Source organism: Bacillus sp. VA15, assembly GCF_055721145.1.
Map to the genome: position 1 here is coordinate 1 of NZ_JBVQPQ010000001.1, position 21,189 is coordinate 21,189.

The 21,189-nt window shown below is 43.8% G+C and carries 22 protein-coding genes and 1 riboswitch; of the genes, 15 read left to right on the top strand and 7 right to left on the bottom strand.

Annotated elements, in window-relative coordinates; genetic code table 11:
• Window positions 1-143: 143 nt before the first annotated feature.
• From AC0DBE_RS00005 to AC0DBE_RS00015, 3 genes are read right to left on the bottom strand one after another with little or no spacing between them, the layout of a single operon-like run.
• The gene (locus AC0DBE_RS00005; protein WP_014114877.1) at window positions 144-956 is read right to left on the bottom strand and encodes an ABC transporter permease; all 813 of its coding nucleotides are present in this window, start codon (window positions 954-956) and stop codon (window positions 144-146) included.
• On the bottom strand, window positions 931-1,713 hold the full coding sequence (locus AC0DBE_RS00010) for an ABC transporter ATP-binding protein (RefSeq protein WP_061187205.1): 783 nt from the start codon (window positions 1,711-1,713) through the stop codon (window positions 931-933). The genes AC0DBE_RS00005 and AC0DBE_RS00010 overlap by 26 nt, the downstream gene beginning before the upstream one ends.
• Window positions 1,714-1,725: 12 nt before the next feature.
• Entirely contained in the window at window positions 1,726-2,730 is a 1,005-nt protein-coding gene (locus AC0DBE_RS00015) for an ABC transporter substrate-binding protein (RefSeq protein WP_014114875.1), read from the bottom strand.
• A 149-nt stretch (window positions 2,731-2,879) separates the two neighbouring features.
• Between AC0DBE_RS00015 and AC0DBE_RS00020 the strand changes: the two genes are divergently transcribed.
• Both AC0DBE_RS00020 and AC0DBE_RS00025 read left to right on the top strand, forming a co-directional pair.
• Entirely contained in the window at window positions 2,880-3,653 is a 774-nt protein-coding gene (locus AC0DBE_RS00020) for an alpha/beta hydrolase family protein (protein WP_087987968.1), read from the top strand.
• A 51-nt stretch (window positions 3,654-3,704) separates the two neighbouring features.
• Window positions 3,705-3,947: a DUF2584 domain-containing protein gene (locus AC0DBE_RS00025; protein ID WP_014114873.1), complete on the top strand. Its 243-nt coding sequence runs from the start codon at window positions 3,705-3,707 to the stop codon at window positions 3,945-3,947.
• Between the two features lie 38 nt (window positions 3,948-3,985).
• On the opposite strand, the gene pckA is transcribed toward AC0DBE_RS00025, so the two are convergent.
• Window positions 3,986-5,569 carry a phosphoenolpyruvate carboxykinase (ATP) gene (pckA, locus tag AC0DBE_RS00030; protein WP_079288139.1) on the bottom strand — a complete coding sequence of 528 codons (1,584 nt, stop codon included), beginning with the start codon at window positions 5,567-5,569 and terminating at the stop codon, window positions 3,986-3,988.
• Window positions 5,570-5,766: 197 nt separating this feature from the next.
• A riboswitch (SAM riboswitch) is annotated at window positions 5,767-5,905 on the top strand.
• 167 nt (window positions 5,906-6,072) lie between these two features.
• On the opposite strand from pckA, the gene metK reads away from it, so the two are divergent.
• The 3 genes from metK to alaP all read left to right on the top strand — a co-directional run bounded on the left by metK (window position 6,073) and on the right by alaP (window position 10,850).
• Window positions 6,073-7,275 (top strand): methionine adenosyltransferase, encoded by a 1,203-nt coding sequence (gene metK / locus AC0DBE_RS00035; protein ID WP_003229102.1) that lies wholly within the window; start codon window positions 6,073-6,075, stop codon window positions 7,273-7,275.
• A gap of 148 nt (window positions 7,276-7,423) precedes the next feature.
• A complete protein-coding gene (asnB, locus tag AC0DBE_RS00040) occupies window positions 7,424-9,322 on the top strand; it encodes an asparagine synthase (glutamine-hydrolyzing) (protein ID WP_014114871.1) in 1,899 nt (632 codons plus the stop codon).
• 136 nt (window positions 9,323-9,458) lie between these two features.
• Complete coding sequence (gene alaP / locus AC0DBE_RS00045) at window positions 9,459-10,850, top strand: alanine permease AlaP (RefSeq protein ID WP_014114870.1); 1,392 nt, start codon at window positions 9,459-9,461, stop codon at window positions 10,848-10,850.
• Between the two features lie 259 nt (window positions 10,851-11,109).
• Here the strand turns inward: alaP and AC0DBE_RS00050 are convergent, their stop codons facing one another.
• Window positions 11,110-11,625: a gamma carbonic anhydrase gene (locus AC0DBE_RS00050; RefSeq protein WP_041905866.1), complete on the bottom strand. Its 516-nt coding sequence runs from the start codon at window positions 11,623-11,625 to the stop codon at window positions 11,110-11,112.
• 48 nt (window positions 11,626-11,673) lie between these two features.
• Here AC0DBE_RS00050 and ytpA point away from each other — a divergent pair, with 48 nt between their 5' ends.
• Window positions 11,674-12,453, top strand: a complete 780-nt coding sequence (gene ytpA / locus AC0DBE_RS00055; protein WP_041521047.1) for a phospholipase YtpA — start codon at window positions 11,674-11,676, stop codon at window positions 12,451-12,453.
• Window positions 12,454-12,473: 20 nt separating this feature from the next.
• The gene (tbcS, locus tag AC0DBE_RS00060; RefSeq protein ID WP_014114867.1) at window positions 12,474-13,580 is read left to right on the top strand and encodes a tetraprenyl-beta-curcumene synthase; all 1,107 of its coding nucleotides are present in this window, start codon (window positions 12,474-12,476) and stop codon (window positions 13,578-13,580) included.
• Here tbcS and mnmM read toward each other — a convergent pair.
• Both mnmM and mnmL read right to left on the bottom strand, forming a co-directional pair.
• Complete coding sequence (gene mnmM / locus AC0DBE_RS00065; protein ID WP_472960715.1) at window positions 13,570-14,154, bottom strand: tRNA 5-(aminomethyl)-2-thiouridylate-methyltransferase MnmM; 585 nt, start codon at window positions 14,152-14,154, stop codon at window positions 13,570-13,572. The two genes, tbcS and mnmM, sit on opposite strands and share 11 nt — an antisense overlap.
• Window positions 14,151-15,119 carry a tRNA modification radical SAM protein MnmL/YtqA gene (gene mnmL / locus AC0DBE_RS00070; RefSeq protein ID WP_014114865.1) on the bottom strand — a complete coding sequence of 323 codons (969 nt, stop codon included), beginning with the start codon at window positions 15,117-15,119 and terminating at the stop codon, window positions 14,151-14,153. Before mnmL ends, mnmM begins: the two co-directional genes overlap by 4 nt.
• A gap of 161 nt (window positions 15,120-15,280) precedes the next feature.
• Between mnmL and AC0DBE_RS00075 the strand changes: the two genes are divergently transcribed.
• From AC0DBE_RS00075 to ytrF, 8 genes are all read left to right on the top strand, one after another.
• Window positions 15,281-15,553: a YtzC family protein gene (locus tag AC0DBE_RS00075; RefSeq protein ID WP_072566728.1), complete on the top strand. Its 273-nt coding sequence runs from the start codon at window positions 15,281-15,283 to the stop codon at window positions 15,551-15,553.
• 154 nt (window positions 15,554-15,707) lie between these two features.
• Window positions 15,708-15,845 carry a hypothetical protein gene (locus tag AC0DBE_RS00080; protein ID WP_014114864.1) on the top strand — a complete coding sequence of 46 codons (138 nt, stop codon included), beginning with the start codon at window positions 15,708-15,710 and terminating at the stop codon, window positions 15,843-15,845.
• Between the two features lie 32 nt (window positions 15,846-15,877).
• A complete protein-coding gene (ytrA, locus tag AC0DBE_RS00085; RefSeq protein ID WP_003223328.1) occupies window positions 15,878-16,270 on the top strand; it encodes a GntR family transcriptional regulator YtrA in 393 nt (130 codons plus the stop codon).
• Window positions 16,263-17,141: an ABC transporter ATP-binding protein YtrB gene (gene ytrB / locus AC0DBE_RS00090; protein ID WP_014114863.1), complete on the top strand. Its 879-nt coding sequence runs from the start codon at window positions 16,263-16,265 to the stop codon at window positions 17,139-17,141. Before ytrA ends, ytrB begins: the two co-directional genes overlap by 8 nt.
• A complete protein-coding gene (gene ytrC / locus AC0DBE_RS00095) occupies window positions 17,135-18,121 on the top strand; it encodes an ABC transporter permease YtrC (RefSeq protein ID WP_472960716.1) in 987 nt (328 codons plus the stop codon). Before ytrB ends, ytrC begins: the two co-directional genes overlap by 7 nt.
• A 30-nt stretch (window positions 18,122-18,151) precedes the next feature.
• Window positions 18,152-19,129 carry an ABC transporter permease gene (locus tag AC0DBE_RS00100; RefSeq protein WP_472960717.1) on the top strand — a complete coding sequence of 326 codons (978 nt, stop codon included), beginning with the start codon at window positions 18,152-18,154 and terminating at the stop codon, window positions 19,127-19,129.
• A gap of 14 nt (window positions 19,130-19,143) precedes the next feature.
• Window positions 19,144-19,839, top strand: coding sequence for an ABC transporter ATP-binding protein YtrE (ytrE, locus tag AC0DBE_RS00105; RefSeq protein ID WP_061187199.1), 696 nt, complete (start codon window positions 19,144-19,146; stop codon window positions 19,837-19,839).
• A complete protein-coding gene (gene ytrF / locus AC0DBE_RS00110; RefSeq protein ID WP_472960718.1) occupies window positions 19,829-21,139 on the top strand; it encodes an ABC transporter permease YtrF in 1,311 nt (436 codons plus the stop codon). The genes ytrE and ytrF overlap by 11 nt, the downstream gene beginning before the upstream one ends.
• The last annotated feature ends 50 nt before the right edge of the window (window positions 21,140-21,189 follow it).

Below are 21,189 nucleotides of genomic sequence, written 5' to 3' on the forward strand. Positions count from 1 at the left end.
CACTTCAACCGGATAACTCACTCTTGTCCTCATAGAAAAAACACCTCCAAGTCTAATTTCGGATAACAATCATCCGTTTTCAAACTTGAAGGTGTTTTTATTTGTCTCATCTTATGGGGTCAGTCCCCATTTGCCGGTTTTTTTTATGTCCTGCCCTTCGTCCATTTCTTTTCCAGCAGCTCTACGCCCTGATACATCAAAGTGGCGAATATGGCGATGATCAGCAGGCTTAAGAAGACGAGTGTAAAATTGAAGACTTGGAAACCATAAATAATCATATATCCCAATCCGACCTTAGAAACAAGGAATTCTCCTACAATGACGCCAACCCATGATAAACCGACATTTACTTTTAGTGTTGAAATAATAGCGGGGGAGGATGCGGGCAGAATCACTTCTTTAAAAATGACCCATTTTTTTGCGCCGAATGTTTTCATGACTTTTATATAGTTTTCGTCAACCTCCTGGAAAGCGGTGTACACAACGATGGTTGTGATAATAACGCTGATGATGGCCCCCATCGCAATAATGCTGATAAAACTGGGACCGAGCGCGACAATCAGGATCGGGCCCAGAGCCACTTTCGGCATTGCATTCAAAATCACAAGATACGGATCTAAAATCCTGGCAAGCCGGTTGGACCACCATAACAAGGCAGCGAGGCACGTGCCCATAAACGTTCCAAGCAAAAAGCCAAGCACCGTTTCAAATAAAGTGACGCCGATGTGTGACAGTAAAGACCCGTCACCGATCTTCTCCAGCAATAAATGCCAAACAGCTGACGGAGAGCTGAAGATCAGCGGATCGATCCAGCCGAGCCTGCTGGAGATTTCCCAACCCGAGAAAAAGAGAATAAATATGGCAAGCTGAAAGGAATGGACATTCCATTTTTCTTTTTTCTGTTTGAATTGATATTGCTCGTGAAGCAGATCAATCGTTTCTTTGCTGTTTCTCAAGAGAATTCAGCTCCTTCCATATCGTTTGAAACAGCGTCTGGAAGGATGGCTCCTGGCGGGCGTCAAAAGGCATCATCGCGGCCAATTCCTTAGGAATGGTAAAAATCTGATGGATGGTGCCCGGCTGGTTTGAAAATAAAAAGATCGTATCGCTCATCGCTATCGCTTCCCCAATATCATGTGTGACAAGCACTGCAGTTTTTTGATACTCCTTTAATGTACGGAAAACCAGGTTTTCCAGTGACAGCTTTGTCTGAAAATCAAGCGCGGAAAATGGCTCATCCAGCAAAAGCAGACTTGGATTTGGCGCAAGAGTTCTTGCAAGCGCGGCCCGCTGGCGCATTCCGCCCGACAGCTCCTTCGGATATTTTTTCTCCACATCTATCAGGCCGAACTCCGGCAATAGACCGAGCGCAGCAGCCTTGCTTTCTTCCGTCAACGTGTCGGCGATTTTTAAACCGAGAAGCACATTTTCCTCGATAGATTTCCAGGGAAATAAGTAATCCTGCTGAAGCATGTAGCCAATGTTATGTTCTTTTTGATTCGGCTCACGGCCTTCAATCAGAACTCTGCCTTCCGAGGGCTCAATCAGGCCGGCAATAATGGAAAGCAGTGTTGTTTTTCCGCAGCCGCTTGGGCCGAGAAATGAGATGAAATCACCTTTTTCGGCATCGAAATGAATATCCCGTACGGCCGTCGTTTTTTCTTTAATAGAAAAATAAGTATGGGTTACATGGTCGACATGTAAGAAAGACATAGATGGCGCCTCCTATTTTTCCGAGGTGACTTTTTCGGCAATTTGTTTATTTACAAGCTGATTGTATGGAATATGCTTCGGCAGTTCTCCCGATTGATCCATAATGGTTTGGAGCAGCTCCCATTCTTTTTCGTTGAGAAGAGGGTCTGGCGAATACGAATGCTGCTTTTTATAGCGTTCAATGGATGTTTCGATGACTTCTGGATCGGTATCATCAAATTCATCTTTAATGGCGTCTGTGATTTCTTTCGCTGAGTGATTTTCCACCCACTGCTGCGCCTTATAAATAGCTCTTGTAAACTTGACGGCTGTGTCTTCATGTTTTTTCAGATAGCTTTGTTTTGCCATGAAAGTCGTGTAAGGAACCTGGCCTGATTCTTCTCCGAACGAAGCCACGATATGGCCGATGCCTTTTTTCTCAAAGAGAGAAGCTTGCGGTTCAAAGAGCTGCACATACTCGCCGGTTCCAGAAGCAAATGCATTGGCGATATTGGCAAAGTCTATGTTCTGGATAAGGTCAATATCCTTATGCGGGTCAATCTTATGGTTGTTCAGCACATACTCACCGACCATTTGCGGCATGCCGCCTTTTCTTTGGCCGAGAAACGTTTTTCCTTTCAGCTGATCCCAGTCGAACTGTTTAACATCTTCTCTCGCGACAAGAAACGTTCCGTCTGTCTGAGTCAGCTGGGCGAAATTAATGACAGGGTCTTTAGCTCCTTGCGCTTCGACATAAATAGATGTTTCTGACCCGACAAGTGCGATGTCTGAGCCGTTTGAAAGAAGCGATGTCATCGTTTTGTCGCCGCCCCAGGTCGTATTTACATCGACATCAAGCCCTTCTTCCTTGAAAAATCCTTTAGACTCAGCAACATATAAAGGCGCGTAAAAAATCGAATGGGTCACTTCAGCTACTTTGACTTTGGTGAGCGTTTCTTCCTGCTTGCAAGCCGCTAGGGCGATCATCAGAAATATACTGCCGACACAGGCGCAGCCCAGCCTTAACCATTTGTTCACATAGACAACCTCCTTATTTAGCATCAAGTTAATATCCTTTTTTGCTTTACATATCGTATGATGGGTATAAAAATGTGTGAATGCCTAGTCAGGTTCTCAGGATGTAATTTTGGAGTAAGGAAAGCATATAGAAAAAGGAGGCGGCTGCTTTGATTGTTGAGAAAAGAAGATTTCCGTCGCCAAGCCAGCAGGTGCGTCTGTATACGATCTGCTATCTTTCAAATGGCTTACGGGTAAAGGGGCTTTTGGCTGAGCCGGCGGCACCGGGACAATATGACGGATTTTTATATTTGCGCGGCGGGATTAAAAGCGTGGGCATGGTTCGGCCTGGCCGGATTATCCAGTTTGCATCCCAAGGGTTTGTTGTGTTTGCTCCTTTTTACAGAGGGAATCAAGGAGGAGAGGGCAACGAGGATTTTGCCGGAGAAGACAGAGAGGATGCTTTTTCCGCTTTTCGCCTGCTTCAGCAGCATCCAAATGTTAAGAAGGACAGAATTCATATCTTCGGTTTTTCCCGCGGCGGAATTATGGGAATGCTCACTGCGATTGAAATGGGCCGGCATGCAGCTTCATTCGTTTCCTGGGGAGGCGTCAGTGATATGATCCTTACATATGAGGAGCGGCAGGATTTGCGGCGAATGATGAAAAGAGTCATCGGCGGAACACCGAAAAAGGTGCCTGAGGAATACAAATGGAGAACACCGTTTGACCAAGTAAACAAAATTCAGGCACCCGTGCTATTAATCCATGGAGAAAAAGACCGAAATGTTTCGATTCAGCATTCCTATTTATTTGAAGAGAAGCTAAAACAGCTGCATAAGCCGGTGGAGACATGGTATTACAGTACATTCACACATTATTTCCCGCCAAAAGAAAACCGGCGTATCGTGCGGCAGCTCACGCAATGGATGAAAAACCGCTGACGGTGAAATATGTTATGATAAAGAAAAAAGAGAACGAAAGGGGATTTCACTTTGGGAATGCCTGTTGAATTTAATACACTGATTGTGACAAAAGGACAAGAAGTTCGAATAGATGAAAATATATTCACATTAGAGAAAGACGGATACCGTGTGTATCCGATGGAGATTCCGATGGATGTGCGCAAAACAAAGTTCGGCGAAAAGTCAGGCACAGCTGAAGTGCAGAAACTTCAATGGGAAGACGGCCGGACCATCATTACGTACAAGCTGACTTCTTTGCATTCTGTCAATTAAAACAAGCCAAGAGCGTAATTGCTCTTGGCTTTTGCTTTTTAAACGAGAGGGCCGCCTGCCTGTGCAATGGCATCTGTATGTGCGAACTTTTTAAAATTCTCTTTGAATTCATTTGCGAGGTAGACAGCCTTATCTCTGTATTCTTCCTTGTTGCTCCACGTGTTTTCAGGCTGAAGAATATGATCTGGAACGCCAGGAACATGGACCGGAATATGCAGGCCGAAAATATCGTCAGTCATCATTTCTGCATCCTCTAATTTGCCTTCAATCGCTGCTTTGACCATCGCTCTCGTGTAAGAAAGCTTCATGCGCTCGCCTGTACCGTAGCCGCCGCCGGTCCAGCCGGTATTGACCAAGAAAACGTCTGCGCCGTGTTCATCGATCTTTTTGCCGAGCATTTCAGCATAGACGTGAGCAGGAAGCGGCAGGAACGGTGAGCCGAAGCATGTGGAAAACGTCGTCTCAGGAGATGTCACACCGCGTTCGGTTCCGGCAAGCTTGCTCGTATAACCGCTCAAGAAATGATACATCGCCTGCTCCTTCGTCAGTTTGCTGATCGGAGGAAGGACTCCGAATGCATCAGCCGTCAAAAATACAATTGCTGAAGGGTGGCCTGCCATGCTTGGTGTCACGATGTTGTCAATCATATGAATTGGGTAAGCCGCACGCGTGTTTTCGGTATAGAATGAATCATCATAATTGGCTTCACGTGTATCTTCATCCACAACAACATTTTCGAGAACAGACCCGAAGCGGATCGCGTTAAAGATCTGAGGCTCCTTTTCTTCGCTTAAATGAATACACTTGGCGTAGCATCCGCCTTCAATATTAAAGACGCCTGTGTCAGACCAGCCGTGTTCATCATCGCCGATCAGTTTGCGGTCAGCATCTGCTGAAAGGGTGGTCTTGCCTGTTCCAGACAGCCCGAAGAAAAGGGCAACGTCGCCTTTTTCACCGACATTGGCAGAGCAATGCATGGATAAAATATCTCTTTCAGGGAGCAGGAAATTCATAATGGAGAAGATGGACTTCTTCATTTCTCCGGCATACTCTGTTCCGCCGATTAAAATCGTCCGCTTTTCGAAAGAGACAATAATAAAGGTTTCGGAATGTGTGCCGTCTGTTTTTGGATCCGCTTTGAAATGCGGAGCAGAAAGAATGGTAAACGGCTGTTCAACTGTTTTCTTATCATTGCCTTCCGGGCGGATAAACAGCTGTCTTGCGAATAAATTGTGCCATGCGAACTCATTTACGACGGTGATCGGCAGTCTGTATTTTTCATCTGCGCCGGCAAATCCTTCGAAAACAAACAGCTCATCTCGCTGTTTCAGATAGCTGACAACCTTCGTGTACAGCCGCTCAAACGCTTCTTCTGAAATCGGCTGATTCACCGTCCCCCAATCGATCTTATTTTTCGTGCTTTCTTCCTCCACGATAAATTTGTCTTTAGGTGAGCGTCCTGTATAAGCGCCTGTTGTCGCCCGAACAGCACCCGTGGAAGTTAAAATGCCTTCGTTCCGGGAGAGTACTTTTTCTGTAAGCTGTGCTGCTGATAAATTATGACGCACATTTGGGCTTGTTAATAAGGCTTGTAAATCAGCGGTTAAATCAACTGAGTTCATATGAAACCTTCCTTTATCGTTTTTTGTGTTTTGCTAATTGTGAATTAGTATAACATATATTTTCAAATAGTCTATACTATTTATTGTTTTTTGTGTGTGCGTTTTCCAATGTTTTCCCTCGATATAGGTGCCTATTTCTTCTGAATCATATTGACATTGCAAACCCTTTTACGATAAGATATTTCATTGAGCGGATACTCTTATCCCGAGCTGGCGGAGGGACAGGCCCTATGAAGCCCAGCAACCGGTTTCTCTGTTATTTATTATGTTCAACTGTGTGAGACAACCAAGGTGCTAACCTGTTGCAAGGTTGTATGATTCCTTGAGCGATAAGAGTGAAAGGCACAAAGACCAAACCCTTTCCTCGATGGAAAAGGTTTTTTTATTTCATAAATATGCCAATTAACATTCTCTAATATAACGTTACATTGTATAAGAGGGAGCGAGTTCCGTATCATATATACAAGGTCTTTCGGGAGGCCTTGTGCAGGAGGAAGCAAATCATGAGTAAAAATCGTCGTTTATTTACATCAGAATCTGTTACGGAGGGGCATCCGGATAAAATCTGTGACCAGATTTCTGACAGCATTTTAGATGAAATTTTAAAGAAAGACCCTAACGCGCGTGTTGCTTGTGAGACGTCTGTGACAACTGGTTTGGTGCTTGTCAGCGGAGAGATCACAACATCTACGTATGTTGACATTCCGAAAACGGTTCGCCAAACCATTAAAGAAATCGGATACACACGTGCGAAATACGGATTTGATGCGGAAACTTGTGCGGTTTTAACATCAATTGACGAGCAGTCTGCTGATATTGCAATGGGTGTAGACCAAGCGCTTGAAGCCCGTGAAGGCACAATGAGCGACGAAGAAATTGAAGCGATCGGTGCGGGTGACCAAGGTTTAATGTTCGGTTACGCGTGCAACGAAACGAAAGAGCTTATGCCTCTTCCAATTTCACTTGCTCATAAATTAGCCCGCCGCCTGAGTGAAGTCCGTAAAGAAGATATTCTTCCATACCTTCGCCCTGACGGCAAAACACAGGTAACGGTTGAGTACGATGAAAATAACAAACCTGTCCGCATTGACGCGATTGTTATTTCAACTCAGCACCACCCTGAAATTACGCTTGAGCAAATCCAGCGCAACATTAAAGAACATGTTATCAATCCGGTTGTTCCTGAAGAGCTGATTGATGAAGAAACAAAATATTTCATCAACCCTACAGGACGTTTCGTTATCGGAGGCCCTCAAGGGGATGCGGGACTTACAGGACGCAAAATCATCGTTGATACTTACGGCGGCTATGCACGCCACGGCGGAGGAGCGTTCTCAGGTAAGGATGCAACGAAGGTAGACCGTTCTGCGGCTTATGCAGCAAGATACGTTGCGAAAAACATCGTTGCGGCTGAGCTTGCTGATTCTTGCGAAGTACAGCTTGCTTACGCGATTGGTGTTGCACAGCCTGTATCAATCTCAATCAACACATTCGGTTCCGGTAAAGCTTCTGAGGAAAAACTGATTGAAGTTGTTCGCAATAACTTTGATTTACGACCTGCCGGCATTATCAAAATGCTTGATTTACGCCGTCCGATCTACAAACAAACTGCTGCGTACGGCCACTTTGGACGCCACGATGTTGATCTTCCGTGGGAACGTACAGACAAAGCTGAGCAGCTGCGTAAAGAAGCGTTAGGAGAATAACTTTATAGCCGCTTACTGGTTAAGCGGCTTTCCCTTTTTCACGTTGTATTCATGTTTATTTTTTTACATAACCGTGAAACCAAATACTATTCACAGCGTCTATAAATAGGGGTTCAATGATGACAATTTTAATTATGGAGGCAATACTATGTGTGGATTTGTCGGGGTTTTTAACAAGCATCCGTTAGCTCAAACCGCTGATCAAGAAGAACTAATCAAACAAATGAACCAAATGATCGTTCACCGCGGTCCTGACAGTGATGGATATTTCCATGATGAGCACGTTGGATTCGGATTCAGACGGCTCAGCATTATTGATGTAGAAAATGGCGGACAGCCTTTATCATATGAAGATGAAACATATTGGATTATTTTTAACGGAGAAATCTATAACTATATTGAACTGAGAGAAGAACTTGAAGCAAAGGGGTATACATTCAACACGGATTCGGACACAGAGGTTCTTCTTGCGACTTACCGTCACTACAAAGAAGAAGCGGCGTCCAAACTCCGCGGTATGTTTGCCTTTCTGATTTGGAATAAAAACGATCATGTGCTTTATGGAGCAAGAGATCCATTCGGCATTAAACCGTTGTACTACACAACGATCAATGATCAGGTTTATTTTGCCTCAGAGAGAAAAAGTTTAATGGTTGCTCAGAATGATATTGAAATAGATAAAGAGGCATTGCAGCAGTACATGTCTTTCCAATTCGTTCCTGAACCAAACACGCTTGATGCCAATGTGAAAAAAGTAGAGCCGGGTTCACAGTTCACAATCCGCCCGGACGGCGATATCACATTCAAAACGTATTTCAAAGCGAACTTTAAGCCAGTTCAGACTGAAGAAGACAAGCTTGTGAAAGAAGTCAGAGACGCGATCTATGACTCTGTAAACGTTCATATGAGAAGTGACGTTCCTGTCGGTTCATTCCTGTCTGGCGGAATTGATTCTTCCTTTATTGTATCCGTTGCGAAGGAATTTCATCCAAGCTTAAAAACATTCTCTGTCGGATTTGAACAGCAGGGCTTTAGTGAAGTCGATGTAGCGAAAGAAACTGCAGCGGCACTTGGCATTGAAAATATCAGTAAAGTCATTTCGCCTGAGGAATACATGAACGAGCTTCCGAAGATCGTATGGCATTTTGATGATCCGCTTGCTGATCCTGCAGCGATTCCGTTGTACTTTGTTGCAAAAGAAGCGAAAAAACATGTAACGGTTGCTTTATCAGGTGAAGGTGCGGATGAGCTCTTCGGCGGATATAACATTTACCGTGAGCCGCTTTCGCTTAAACCGTTTGAACGCATTCCGTCAGGCCTGAAAAAGATGCTTCTGCACGTTGCGGCTGTTATGCCTGAAGGTATGAGAGGAAAGAGCCTGCTTGAGCGCGGTTGTACTCCGCTTCAGGATCGTTATATCGGTAACGCGAAAATTTTCGAGGAATCTGTTAAAAAACAGCTGCTGAAGCATTATAATCCGAATCTTTCATATCGTGATGTGACAAAAACTTACTTTACAGAAAGCAGCTCATACAGCGATATCAACAAAATGCAGTATGTCGATATCCATACTTGGATGCGCGGCGATATTTTGTTAAAAGCGGATAAAATGACGATGGCGAATTCTTTGGAACTGCGTGTGCCGTTCTTGGATAAAGTCGTATTTGACGTCGCTTCAAAAATTCCTGATGAGCTGAAAACGAAGAACGGCACGACGAAGTATCTTCTTCGCAAAGCCGCTGAAGGAATTGTGCCTGAGCACGTATTAAACCGCAAAAAGCTTGGTTTCCCTGTACCGATCCGTCATTGGCTGAAAAACGAAATGAACGAATGGGTGCGGAACATGATTCAGGAAAGCCAAACGGATGCTTATATCCACAAGGATTATGTTCTTCAGCTTCTTGAAGACCATTGTGCGGACAAGGCTGATAACAGCCGTAAAATATGGACTGTACTGATCTTTATGATCTGGCACAGCATCAATATCGAAAAACGGTATATGCCTGAAGAGCTGAGCCATCAGCCTAAAGAAGTCATCTTTGTGTAACAGACAACAAGGCTTTCGATTCGTCGAAAGCCTTGTTATTATCCTTTTATTTCTCCATCATCATTGATTTACCCAATCCACACGAAAAATTCAGAAAAATAATTTATTGATATTTTTTTCTAGGGGAGAAGAAAGCATGCAAAAACAAAAACAAGAGCTGCACCGCGGACTCGAAGAAAGGCATATTTCTTTAATGTCTTTAGGGGCTGCTATAGGAGTGGGATTGTTCCTCGGCTCCGCATCAGCTATTCAATTAGCAGGGCCGGGTATTTTGGGAGCGTATGCCATAAGCGGCCTGGTCATGTTTTTTATTATGAGAGCGCTTGGAGAAATGGCCATTCAAAAACCGGTCGCTGGCTCCTTCAGTCGCTATGCCCGTGATTATTTGGGACCGCTTGCAGGTTATTTAACAGGGTGGAACTACTGGTTTTTATGGGTTGTCACCTGTATGGCTGAAATCACTGCTGTCGGGATTTATATGGGGTACTGGTTTCCGGACGTGCCAAACTGGATTTGGGCATTATCGGCGCTGGTCATTATGACGGGTGTTAATTTTTTGGCTGTCAAAGCTTACGGAGAGCTGGAATTTTGGTTCGCTTTGATTAAAATTGTTGCAATCTTATCAATGATTGCTGTCGGTTTATTGATGATCATCGCAGGGGTCGGCAATGGAGGCATTGCAACCGGAATCAGCAACTTGTGGAACAACGGAGGATTTTTCCCACATGGAATAAAAGGGGTTTTATTGTCACTTCAAATGGTGATGTTCGCCTATTTAGGGATTGAAATGATCGGGGTGACGGCTGGTGAAGTGAAAAACCCGCAAAAATCGTTGGCCAAAGCAATTGATACGGTATTTTGGCGTATTTTGATTTTTTATGTAGGCGCTTTATTTGTCATTATGTCTATTTACCCATGGCAGGAAATTGGCTCACAAGGAAGCCCGTTTGTCCTCACATTTGAAAAAGTGGGCATTCCATCGGCAGCAGGCATCATTAACTTTGTCGTCTTGACGGCTGCGCTGTCTTCATGCAACAGCGGCATTTTCAGCACAGGGCGGATGCTGTTTAACTTAGCGGAGCAGGGTGAGGCACCACAAGCATACGGGCAGCTGACGAAAGGAGGCATCCCGGGTAAAGCTGTTCTGGCTTCAGCGGGCGCTTTATTAGTCGGAGTGTTGTTAAACTATGTTGTACCTGCAAAGGTGTTTACTTGGGTCACAAGCATTGCAACATTCGGAGCGATTTGGACGTGGGCGATTATTTTGCTTTCTCAAATTAGATACCGGAAAAGCTTGCGGCCGGAAGAAAAGAAACACTTAAAATACAAAATGCCTTTCTTTCCGTTTACGTCTTATGTATCTTTGGCATTTTTAGCATTTGTCGTTATTCTTATGGCTTACAGTCCCGATACAAGGGTAGCCGTGATTGTCGGGCCGATTTGGTTTCTTATCTTACTTGCCGTGTATTATGGAAAAGGTTTTCATAAGAAAAATGCGGCTGCTGCCAACGAACGAAATATCAGCTGACCAAAAGAGCTCCCAGCGGGCTCTTTTTGTGTGTGGTCATAGAAAATAGAGAATAGGAAAGAATAGGAATATGTTTTTTTGCAGAAGTAGCTTACAGTTGCGGAACAAGTTTTATGATAAGATAAAAGTCATACGTTTGATGCCGTATGTGAACGTTCTATGGAGAAATCAAAACCCGAACTGTCATGACGTCCGGGTAAACAATGGTTATTGCTTTCAAACATAATTTGAAAAATGGTAAAGTAAGACGAAGCAGGTCTTATGTTTGTTGAAGTGATTTATAGTATTGGCCCTTTGCTACATATTCCGACCGTATTCTTTGCATATCTTGTCGGTCTTCTTCGGTCAAAGGGCGGATGACTTTTGCAGGACGGCCAAAAGCGAGATGGCCAGGCGGAATGATCTTTCCCGGCGGGACAAGACTGCCGGCACCAATAAAGGCGCCTTCGCCAATTTCGGCTCCGTCTAAGATGATTGAGCCCATACCAATTAAGGCGTTCTTGCGGATAACAGCGCTATGAAGTGTAACCTGATGGCCTATCGTGGCGTCATCTTCAATGAGAAGCGTCCGGTTCGGGCTTTGATGGAGGCAGCTTAAATCTTGGATATTGACTCTGTTTCCGATTCTAGTCGGCGCGACATCTCCCCTTATGACAACAGAAAACCAAATGCTGGACTGTTCTCCGATAACGACATCACCGGTAATGGTTGCATTATCAGCTACAAAGGCTGTTGGGTGGATATCTGGCATGTGTTCCTTATAAGGGTAGATCATAGTATTCATCCTTCTTTCTCTATTTAAATTTCGTATGAGGTGAAGAGCATGTGGACCTGGAAAGCAGACAGACCTGTCGCCGTGATTGTGATGATTCACGGGGCAAGTGAATATCACGGACGATATAAATGGCTGATTGAAATGTGGAGATCTTCGGGTTATCACGTTGTCATGGGCGACTTGCCGGGTCAAGGGACAACCACAAGGGCCAGAGGTCATATTCGCTCATTTCAAGAATACATTGATGAAGTAGATACTTGGATAGATAAAGCACGAACCTTTGAGCTGCCGGTTTTTCTTCTCGGTCACAGCATGGGCGGCCTGGTCGCGATTGAATGGTTTAAACAGCAAAGAAATCCCCGTATTACGGGAATTATTTTATCATCACCGTGTCTCGGACTGCAAATTAAAGTCAATAAAGCGCTTGACCTTGCATCCAGAGGCCTGAATGTCATCGCTCCGTCGCTTAAAGTTGATTCGGGATTATCAATTGATATGGCGACGCGTAATGAGGACGTCATCGAGGCCGACCAAAATGACTCGTTATACGTCAGGAAAGTTTCTGTCAGATGGTACAGAGAGCTTTTAAAAACTATTGAGTCAGCGATGGTGCCGACAGATGCGTTTTTACGAGTGCCGCTTCTTGTGATGCAGGCCGGTGACGATAAGCTTGTTGACAAAACGATGGTCATTAAGTGGTTTTCAGGTGTAGCTTCCCATAATAAAGCGTACAGAGAGTGGGAAGGGCTTTATCATGAAATATTTAATGAACCCGAAAGAGAAGATGTCTTTAAAGCAGCAAGAGCGTTTACTGATCAATATATTTGAACTAGTTGGGGGTGCATGTGTTGACAGTACCAGAACATCCTTTTGGACTGATGGCAAAAGTATATCGAGATATATTTCCGCTCGTTCATCAAGAGCTGGACATTTGGAAGCAAAAATCAGAATCAATTTATAACAGTGAATTAAAAGCACAGGCAACCGCAAGTATTCGAGACAAAACGTTCCACTGTGAGGGCGGCGGCATACTGGCCTTATTGTCAGGCAATCAAAAGCAGAAATGCGTCGAGTTTATCATCGCGTATCAAACGATCAGTGATTATCTGGACAATCTGTGCGACCGCAGCACCTCACTTGACCCGCAGGATTTTCGGATGCTCCACACCTCAATGCAGGACGCACTGACAGTGGGAGCGGAACCGCAAAATTATTATCAATTCAGAGAAGAACAGGATGACAGCGGATATTTGCATGAGCTGGTCAAAACGTGCCAGCGTGTTCTTGGTTCAATTGAGCACTACGACATGATTAAACCTTATCTGCTTGAACTGTGCGGCTATTATTGCGATTTGCAGGTGCATAAGCACGTCATTGAGCATGAGCGTGTTCCGCGACTTGAGAAGTGGTTTACTCAATATGAATCTGAGCTGCCTGAGAAGATGGAATGGTATGAATTTTCAGCCTGTGCAGGCTCTACGTTAGGCATATTCTGTCTTGTTGCGTATTCGTTCCAGCCTGATTTCACAGAAAACACCGCTAAAAAAATCCGCAATAGTTATTTTCCTTACATACAAGGTCTTCACATTCTGCTTGATTATTTGATTGATCAAGAGGAGGACTTGCTGGAAGGGGACTTAAATTTCTGCTCGTATTACGAGTCGCATGAAGAAATGATGAAGCGGCTTGAACACTTTATCCAAAAAGCCGACGAACATTTACAAGGCATTCCGCATGAAAACTTCCATCGTTTAATCAATCGCGGCTTGCTGGGCGTTTATTTGTCAGATGATAAAGTGGCTGGCCAAAAGGAAATAGGCCGGCTCGCGAAGAAGCTGATCAAAGCAAGCGGAAAAACCTCCTTTTTCTTTTATATAAACGGCAGAGCCTACCGGAAATTTCAAAAAATGGGCTGGATGAAAAACTCAAAGAAAAAAGCTCAAATCATTTGCTGATTTGAGCTTTTTTTTCGATGGCGACAATAAATGGCGGGTCATTTTGTTGATTGATAAATCCGTATGTTAAAACACGGGCGGCTTGCTGATCCAAGTTCCGGCAAAAGTCAAGCACGTCGTTTTTTTCAGCTTTGCCTTCCGGGTGACCATGATAGACGACCAAAACAATCAGGCCTTCATCTTTCATGATGCTGAGAAGCTGTTCAATTGCTTTGATTGTTGAATTGCCGTTCGTTGTAATCGATTTGTCCCCGCCCGGCAAATAGCCGAGGTTAAATACAGCGGCCGCCACTTTGCCATGTGTTTCCGGCGGAAGGGATTCAGCAATTTTGTCATGGCTTTTGTGAAATAACGTTGTTCGCGCTTGATATGTCTCACCGAGCCGTTCCTTCGTATTGGCCACGGCTGATTCTTGGATGTCGAATGCGTACACATGGCCGTTTTCACCGACAAGATCCGCTAAAAACTGCGTATCATGCCCGTTGCCCATCGTTGCATCTACGGCGATATCTCCTTCTCCCGCGGCCATTTTCAGCAGTTCTTTGCTGTAAGGAAGAATTTTTTTCAAAATCATAGGGCTGATTCCTCCTCAAGATGCTGGAAGAACTTCCCCTGATAGCTGCCGCGATTTTCAAGCTCTTTATTAATGGCGCCAAGCACTTCCCATTTGTTGACGCTCCACATCGGCCCGATCATCAATTCTATCGGTCCGTCACCTGTAATGCGGTGGACAATCATTTCAGGCGGAATGATTTCAAGCTGATCGCAGACGAGCTGAACATAATCATCTTGAGAAAGAAATTCCAGCTTTCCCTTTTCATATTGCTTGACCATCGGCGTGCCTTTCAATAGGTGCAGCAGATGAATTTTAATGCCTTGGACGTCCAAATCTGCGACGGCCTTAGCAGTTTCCATCATCATGTCCCGGTCTTCCAAAGGCAATCCGTTGATAATGTGCGAGCAGACACGTATGCCGTGTTTTCTTAATTTATTGACGCCTTCCACATAGCAGTTAAAATCATGTGCGCGGTTGATCAGAAGAGCAGTCCGTTCATGAACCGTTTGAAGCCCAAGCTCCACCCACAAATACGTGCGTTCATTCAGCTCTGCCAAATAGTCAACGACATCATCGGGCAGACAATCCGGACGTGTGGCGATCGAAATGCCGACCACATCATCAAGCGCGAGGACAGATTCAAACTTCTCACGAAGCACCTCAACCGGCGCGTGCGTGTTGGTGAAAGCCTGAAAATAAGCGATGTATTTGCCGTCCTTCCATTTTTCGTGCATACGGTTTTTGATGTCATGGAATTGCGTAATTAAATCATCGGCCCGGTTCCCAGCAAAATCGCCGGAACCTGCTGCGCTGCAAAAAGTACAGCCGCCGTGGGCAACGGTGCCGTCCCGGTTCGGGCAGTCAAAGCCGCCGTCAAGCGCCACTTTAAACACCTTATGGCCGAAATGTTCTCTGAGATGATAATTCAATGTATGATAGCGTTTTTCCGTATTTGAATAAGGAAAAGGATTGTTCTGCATCACAATTCATGTGCCTCCTTGCGTACGATTGCATCCTAAAATTGTAGCACGCATTTCACAAGAGAACAAATGAATATCGACCATAAATTACTTTATTGAACGAAGTGAGATGGGGCTACAATATGAATGATGGATTATTTCCATTACCAAGAGGAGGGGTTACTGTGGCAACAAGACAATCAGTAGATGAACATCTCCAGCAATGTATGCAGGCATATGATTATGCTGAAGAACAGCTGACAATCGCTTCTAAACAAGAGCATTATAATGACCAAGAATACAGTGATGCACAAATGCAGCTTGAAAATGCGGTAAATGCCTTAAATAAGCTGTGGCTGTCGTCAAATGATCAGCAGAGAGAACAGCTGTACAGAATGAGACTTCAGCTTCAAGCTTTGCAAAATAATATGATCCTGCAGCACCCTCTTGATGTGTAAGAAACGGACCCTTTTGATAAGGGTCCGTTTTTTTGTAAAAAGGGATTGACTTTGTGGATCAAAGTATTTATTGTATTAAGTGTACTAATTGAAGTAATACACTATAGACACTGATGAAAAGTCATTTATATATTGAAATTAAAGGGAGGCAGTTATGAAACATAAAAAACGAAGCAAACGTAACTTGCCGATGCTGATCGCTGCATCTGTGATCGCTTGTTCTTTTTTTCTTGTTCTTGTGATGATCGGTTTTGAATGGCAAAAAAGTATAATTGATCAGTTTTATTTATAAAGGTTCAGATCGTATAGAAAGTAGGGAAGTAAATGATTCAAATCGATCCAAGAAGCTCAACACCCATTTACGAACAAATTATTCAGCAGATGAAAGAGCTTTGTTTGAAAGGGATCATGAAGCCTGGTGATAAGCTTCCTTCTGTCAGAGAATTGGCGACGATCATTATTGCGAATCCGAACACTGTCAGCAAAGCGTATAAAGAGCTTGAGCGAGAGGGGATTATTGAAACGCTTCGGGGCAGAGGGACCTATATATCGGAGAATGCAAAAACGACACTGGTTGAAGGGAAGATGACGATGATTAAAGAGCAACTCAAACAGCTCATCATCGATGCACACTATGCAGGGGTTGAGCTGGAGAAACTGCAAGAATGGATAAAGGAAATCAGCGCTGATGTGAAGGGAGGCGTAGAAAATGATTGAACTACGGCAGCTGTCAAAAACGATTGACGGCAATCAAGTATTAAAAGATGTTTCATTAACAATTGAAAAAGGAGAAATCTTCGGGCTGCTCGGCCGCAATGGGTCAGGCAAAACGACAATGCTTCGCTTAATCCAGCAAATCATTTTCGCCGACAGCGGGACGATTTTGTTTGATGGCGTAGAAATCAAAAAGCATCCGAAGGTCAAACAGAATATCATCTACATGCCTGTTCAAAATCCTTTTTACGACAAGTATACATACAAGCAGCTAGTCGATATCCTAAGAAGAATTTATCCGAAATTTGATGTGACGTACGCGAATGAGCTGATGAACAGATATGAAATTCCAGAAACGAAAAAATACCGCGAGCTGTCGACAGGTTTGAAAAAACAGCTGTCGCTCGTTCTGTCGTTTGCGGCGAGACCGGCGCTGATTCTCCTTGATGAGCCGACGGATGGAATAGACGCGGTGACAAGACATGATGTGCTGCAGCTGATGGTCGATGAAGTGGCTGAGCGTGATACGAGCATTCTGATTACCTCTCACCGGCTTGAGGACATAGAGCGGATGTGCAACCGAATTGGTTTTCTCGAAGATAACAGACTGACAAATGTCATGGATCTTGATGAATTAAAAGAAGAATACATTAAAATTCAAATGGCGTTTGATACAGATGTCAATTTGGCCATCAGAGAGAAAAACATTCCGATGCTCGATCAGGCCGGTGTGTTTTACACGGTGCTGATCCCGAAAAGCGATGAGGAGAACAAGAGCTTTTTGAGAGAACTGAAGCCAAAAGTGTGGAATGAGCTTCCTGTCAACTTGGAAGAAGTATTCATTGCGAAGTTTGGAGGGAAGCGGAGATGGTAGACCGAGGTCTCCTCTATCGAGAGTGGAAGCAGAATCAAGTGTTGATTTTGTTAAGTATTGTGTTTTTAGTGCTGGCAAATCCGCTTTCTATCGTTAATACGTATTTGTCTTATCAAGGGTGTCTGGCTCATCAAGACCCGCAATATTGTGATTTTATTGTAAATTATCATAGGAGCAATCTGATAGATATCAACTGGGTGCCGGGTGTCATTTTGGCGGTTTGCTTCCTGGGAATGGAACGTTCGAAAGGCACGATGGATTTTATATTAAGCCTCCCTTATAACAGAAGCCAGATTTTTCAGACGAAATTTTGGTTAGGCGGTATTGTGATTGTGCTGTCGCAATTGATTGGCTTTCTACTCGCATGGCTGCTGATTCTTGTCTATAACCCTGAACACGTCTACTTTTTTGAGCACAGCAGTGTTGGAGTAATCGTGATTAGTTTTATGGCTTATTGTTTGTTGATGGCCGCCGGTGCATTAACGGGGAATGTTTTTGCCCAGTTATTAACGGCATTTGCTGCAGCGGTATTACCGTATTTAATTGTTGCTTTGCCGGTAGGAAACTTTGAAATTATTTTTGGTGTTAGTATATGGGAAATGTTCCCTTCTGCTGAAGCTTATTTCTCTCTGGCAAGCAATTTATTATATCTTGTGCCCATTGGTTATGTTGCAAGTGACTGGCTTATCGATAGTAAATATATTCTAATGATTCCAGCTGCTATGAGCATTCTGTTTTACTTGATTGGCTATATAAGCTTCAAAAAGCATCCAAGTGAGCGAAACGGACACTTTTTCCTTTGGAACAGATTAGATCGTCCTGTACAAATTCTGGTTATGGCTTTCGGTATTCTTGGTTTTGGTTTATTTGGATACTCTGCCGGACAGTCCATTATTGGTTATATTTTTGGAATGGTCATTGGAGCGGTGGTTGGATTCTTTGTGAGCTACTTCTCCATTTATAAGAAAACGAAAAATTAAGATCATGCTTTCGGTTTGGAGGGAAGTGATGTGCCGGATTCCGGGCTGTTTTATAAAGAGTGGAAGCAAAATAAAGCTCTGCTCATCATGATTTTTTTGGTATTTATGCTTAGCAATCCTTTTACCGTTTTAAATACGTACATCTCATATCAAGGCTGCGTGGCTAATCAGAATGAGTGGGTCGGAACCTGCGTATTTACGATTAACTATTTAAACGGCACATTTATCTCACTGTTTTGGATTTGGGGTGTCGTTTTGGCGGTCAGCCAGCTTGGGATTGAACGAAGCAAGGGCTTGTTTGATTTTACATTAAGCCTTCCTTATACACGTGGGCAGATATTTAACGCAAAGTTTATGATGGGCGGAATGGTGATTGTGGTTTCACAAATCACGGGGTATGGATTAGCTGTTTTGCTGGTTATGCTTTTGAAGCCTGATCAGGTTGCTAATTTTCATCACTACAGCCTTGGAATGATCATCATCAGCATGCTGGCTTATTCTTTGGTTATGGCTGGAGGAGCTTTGACAGGCCATATTTTTGCACAGCTGCTGGTCTCATTTACTGTCACCATCTTGCCTTTTTTAGTGATTACCCTTCCTGCGATTAATATGGATATCCTTTTTGGCGGGAGAGCGGGATTTTTAGATTACCCTATACCTGAATGGATGCAGTATATATTTCCGATCACATATGTTGTTCCAAACTGGGTTGAGGATTCACCGCATTATTTAGTGATTCCAGCTGTGATGAGCATCATGTACTACATCATCGGCTACATCAGTTTCGTCAAACTGTCTAATGAACGAAATGGATATTTCTTTTTGTGGAAAGCATTGGATCGCCCGGTGCAAGTGATCGTCATTATTATTGGCATTTTGGGCTTCGGCTACTTTGGATACGCTGCAAGCGAGAGCTTTGCCGGTTATGTCGTCGGCATGGCTGCAGGCGCTGTGATTGGTTTCTTCATCAGTTATTTTGCGATTTATAAAAAAACAAAACAGTTGTAAGGGAGAGAGAATATATGATTGATGTTCAGCATATCGACCATTCTTTCACGATCGGAAAAAAGGGCCGTGAGAATGAAGTTCCAGTATTGAAGGGTGTTTCCTTAAGCGTGGCGAAAGGTGAAATCGCCTGTATTGTCGGGCGAAGCGGCTCAGGAAAATCCACGCTTTTGAATTTAATTTCCGGCTACATATCGCCGTCAAAAGGGCGGATTGTCATTAATGGCACTGATGTTACGGCCTTTAATGAAAAGGAATGGGCGCAATTTCGGCTTGACCATTTCGGGTTTATTTTTCAAAGCTTTCAGCTTATCCCGGGGTTAACGACGTATGAAAATGTTGAAATGCCGCTGGCGTTAAAAGGGATTAAACCATCTGAGCGCAAGCAAAAGGTGCAGGACATGCTGAAACGCGTCGGTCTTGAAAACCACGCCGCTCATTATCCGAATGAACTGTCGGGCGGCCAGCAGCAGCGTGTCAGTATTGCGCGAGCTTTGATTTTAAACCCATCCATTATTTTAGCGGATGAGCCGACGGGAAGCCTTGATTCAGAAACGGAACAGGAAGTGCTGAATTTGATTCAACAGCTAAACCGTGAGCGGGGCATTACATTTGTGATTATTACTCACGATGATGAAGTGGCTTCCATCGGACATTCAAAATTTCAGCTTCATGACGGTGTGTTAAAAGGGGGAATTACCGTTGAGGTTTAAGGATCAGGTTCATTTTATCAGAAGAAATATGAAGAAAAACAGGCTGCGTGTCTTTATGACAATTCTTGCGACAACAATGGCGTGTGCGTTTTTAGTGGTGCTGTCATCGGTTGGATTCGGCATTCAAAAGACGATTACGGATATCACAATGAGCCAGCAGGTTGTGACTAAAGTCAGTGTAATGGGCAAGGAAGGCGATAAGTCCATTAAAAAAGCTGATTTAGAGAAGTACGATCATGTAAGGTCAGTTGTAGAAAGAACGCAAGTGTATGAACCAAACAAAGCAACTTTAGGCAATCGTACAAATGAAAGCTCTAATTTAATCTTTACCAATATGAATGATGAACTAAAGGCCAATATGGAGTTGGAAAAAGGAAGAGTCGCAAAGTCGGAAAATGAAATCGTAGTAGGATACGACTTTGCAAAGAGATTATTGACGAAAAAAGAATCGGAAGAGTATAACAAAAAAATCGAGGAAGCAAAAGGAAACCCGGAAGATATAAAAGAACCAGAAGGCTATACGAAAGATATTCTGAACAAAACGATTGAATTAAGTGTATCAAAAACAGATCCTAAAACAGGGGATGTTGAAAAAACAAAAACATATGACTTTAAAATTGTCGGTATTGCAAAAAAGCCATCTCAAGATTGGATGGAGGACTCAAACATTTTCATCAGTGATCAATTCAAGAAGGATTTTTCGGAATTCTTAGATTTTAAAGGCGGAAATGTTGAAAATAACATTAGCGTTTTTGCTGATAAATTTGAGAACGTGGAACAGCTGACAAATGATCTGACGGATGATGGATACTATGTCACATCAGTTACGACCGAGCTTGAAGGAGTCAACACCTTCTTCATGGTCTTCAAAATCGGCCTGATCTTTGTCGGATGTATTGCTGTTATCATCTCAGCAATCGGCATTTTTAACACGATGACGATGGCAGTTACAGAAAGAACGCAGGAGATTGGCATTATGAAAGCGATTGGAGCGAGTCCGTCTATTATTCGCCGAATGTTCTTGATGGAAAGCGCGTATATCGGGATTTTAGGCTGTGTGATTGGGATTATCATTTCTTACGGCGTGAGCTACCTTGTCAACCTGGCCGTTCCAATGATTCTCGCGGCGACAAGCGGAGGCGAAGCGGGCGATTTGAATTACACATTCTCGTATATCCCGGGCAGCCTTGTGATCATTGCCGTTGTGATTTGCGGAGGGGTTGCGGTGATTTCCGGTATGAACCCGGCAAGAAAAGCGACTAAAACCAACGTGCTGACTGCGTTGAGAAGAGAATTATAATGCGTACGAGCCGGCTGAGACAGCCGGCTTTCTCTATAGCGTATGAAGGT